Below are 2,281 nucleotides of genomic sequence, written 5' to 3' on the forward strand. Positions count from 1 at the left end.
GTTATAGTCTCGTGGGCTCGGAGATGTGTATAAGAGACAGGGTTCAGCCGCTCGATCAGCGGCAGGTCGTCGCCCGGCGGCTCCGCCTCCGTCGCCTCCAGCACCGCCAGCAGGCTCTTGATGGTGTCCAGCGCCTGGAGGATCAGCGAGACCGCTTCCGGGTTGATGGTCAGTTCACCGTCGCGGAACTTGCCCAACACGTTTTCCGAGGCGTGCGCGACCTTTTCCAGGCGCGGCAGGCCGAGGAAGCCGCAGGTGCCCTTGATGGTGTGCACCAGACGGAAGATGTTCGACAGAAGTTCCGGATTGTTGGGATTCTGCTCCAGACGGACCAGTTCCACGTCGAGAACCGACAGGTTCTCGTTGGTTTCCGTCAGGAATTCGGAGAGCAGATCATCCATGTCACGATCCCCACGCCCGCAATTGTATCCGTTTCCGGCCGGGCCGTCCGGAGGGCGGCGTGCGCGACGCCGCCGGTACGGGCCTTTCCAGCTACGGTGGGAGCCTGTCAAACACTGATTAAGAGAACCTTACCTCCTTCGATACCACTCTCGGGCTCCGCCGTCGTGCCGAGCCCACCGGCCAAAAGTCACAGCCCGCGCGGCCGGCGCCGGCGCGGCGGCCTATGACCGCAGAGCACGCTCCACGCAGCCATGACGAAGTGCCGCGCACCGGACCGGCGGCGGTTTGAAACACGTCGATGCGCGGGTCACGCCCCCGGTGGGGGCCGCGTCACCACTCCACGGTGAAGACCAGCCGGTCCGGCCCGGCCGGGATGGCGGCGACGCGGTATCCGTCGTCCTCCGCGAAGCGCCCGGTCATGTAGGCGTGGATGCTGCGCGGGGTCAGGTCGGCGGCGGCCACCGTGCCGGCCAACGCCGCCGCGGACTCGTCCTTGAGGGCGCCGGGACGCCCGGCGGCGGTGATGGTGAAGCGCCCCGCCTGCTCGTCCCCCTCCGCCGCGACGGTGATGGTGCCGCCGTGGGTCAGCGCCTCGTCGGCCAGGATGATGACGTTGAGCAGCACCTTCGACGCGCCGCGCTTGAAGGCGAGCTGGTCGTTCGGCACCCCCGCCGGCCAGTCCAGCGTGGTGCGCCCGCCTTCCAGCAACCCCTGCGCGGAGGAGCGGGTGTCGCCAAAGCCCTTCTGCTCGCGCCCGGCGAGGCCGTAGGCCAGCCGGAAGACGCGCAGCCGCCGGTCGGCCTGCCCGGAGGAATGCTCGATCAGCTTCACAGCCTCGCCCATGAAGCCCCCGGCGGGCTCGTCCTCCATCTCCTCGATCAGCTCCAACCCGTTGCGGATCGCTCCCACCGGGCTCACGAGGTCGTGGCAGATGCGGGAAGCGACAAGCTCGATCACGCGGATGTCAAGCGGCACGGGTGGTCTCCAGTTCGTTGACGGCCGACCTCCGGCAAACCGGGTGGCGACCATGGCCGCAGCCCTGGGAACTTACCCTGGCCGGGCGGCATTCTGTTGCATGCCGGTGCCCCATGGAGATGGCCGGCGGCGACGTTCGTTTGTATCATTCCAGGAGCGCGGATGCCGCCGCTTTTCCACGGTCATCCCGCGAAAGCGATAACCAATTCCGGCGGATGCAGGAGGCGCGGCATGGACGATTCATTGGTTCCCGGCGCCTGGGTGCGCCACCCCGCCCGTCCCGACTGGGGCCTGGGGCAGGTGCAGTCGGCCATCGGCGACCGCGTCACCGTGAATTTCGAGAACGCCGGGAAGCTGCTCATCAACACATCCGTGGTCGCGCTGACCGTCACCGATCCAGACGACGCGCCATGAGCGGGAAACTGCCGCTGGCCGCCCTCCTCCTGCTGGCCGCCGGCAGCCCCGCGCTGGGTGACGACGCGCCCGATCCGGAGCGCGGCAAGACGCTGTTCCGCGCCTGCGCCTTCTGCCACACGCTCACTCCGGACGGCGGCAACCGCGCCGGCCCGACGCTGTGGCGGCTGTTCGGGCGCCCCGCCGGAGCGGTGGAGGGCTATCACTATTCCCCGGCGCTGAAGGGCAGCGGCATCGTCTGGGACGAGGTGGCGGTGGCCCGGCTGTTCGAGATCGGCCCCGATGTGATGACCCCCGGCAGCAAGATGCCGATGCAGGCCATCACCAGCGCGGCTGACCGCCGGGATCTGGTCGCCTATCTGAGGGAAGCCACGGCGCCATAAGTCCGGGATCGCGGGCGGAAGCGATCGAGATCGGCGAGCATGGCCCCGGGCCGCCCCCTGTCTCTTATACACATCTCCGAGCCCACGAGACTATAACAGCTATCTCG

Annotated in this window: 4 protein-coding genes; 2 read left to right on the forward strand and 2 right to left on the reverse strand. The window is 68.3% G+C overall.

The annotated features are described in order from the left end of the window. Together Q4I23_RS32225 and Q4I23_RS32230 are read right to left on the reverse strand one after the other, a co-directional pair. On the reverse strand, nt 1-401 hold a 401-nt coding region (locus tag Q4I23_RS32225), incomplete at its 3' end, for an Hpt domain-containing protein (protein WP_498528941.1). A gap of 331 nt (nt 402-732) precedes the next feature. Next, entirely contained in the window at nt 733-1,377 is a 645-nt protein-coding gene (locus Q4I23_RS32230; RefSeq protein WP_498528942.1) for a histidine phosphotransferase family protein, read from the reverse strand. A gap of 231 nt (nt 1,378-1,608) precedes the next feature. Here Q4I23_RS32230 and Q4I23_RS32235 point away from each other — a divergent pair, with 231 nt between their 5' ends. Then, nucleotides 1,609-1,791 carry a DUF3553 domain-containing protein gene (locus Q4I23_RS32235; protein ID WP_014198307.1) on the forward strand — a complete coding sequence of 61 codons (183 nt, stop codon included), beginning with the start codon at nt 1,609-1,611 and terminating at the stop codon, nt 1,789-1,791. Further along, complete coding sequence (locus tag Q4I23_RS32240; protein WP_498528943.1) at nt 1,788-2,174, forward strand: c-type cytochrome; 387 nt, start codon at nt 1,788-1,790, stop codon at nt 2,172-2,174. Before Q4I23_RS32235 ends, Q4I23_RS32240 begins: the two co-directional genes overlap by 4 nt. Nucleotides 2,175-2,281: the final 107 nt, after the last annotated feature.

The sequence above is a fragment of the Azospirillum sp. UFLA03-27 genome (genome assembly GCF_059803775.1).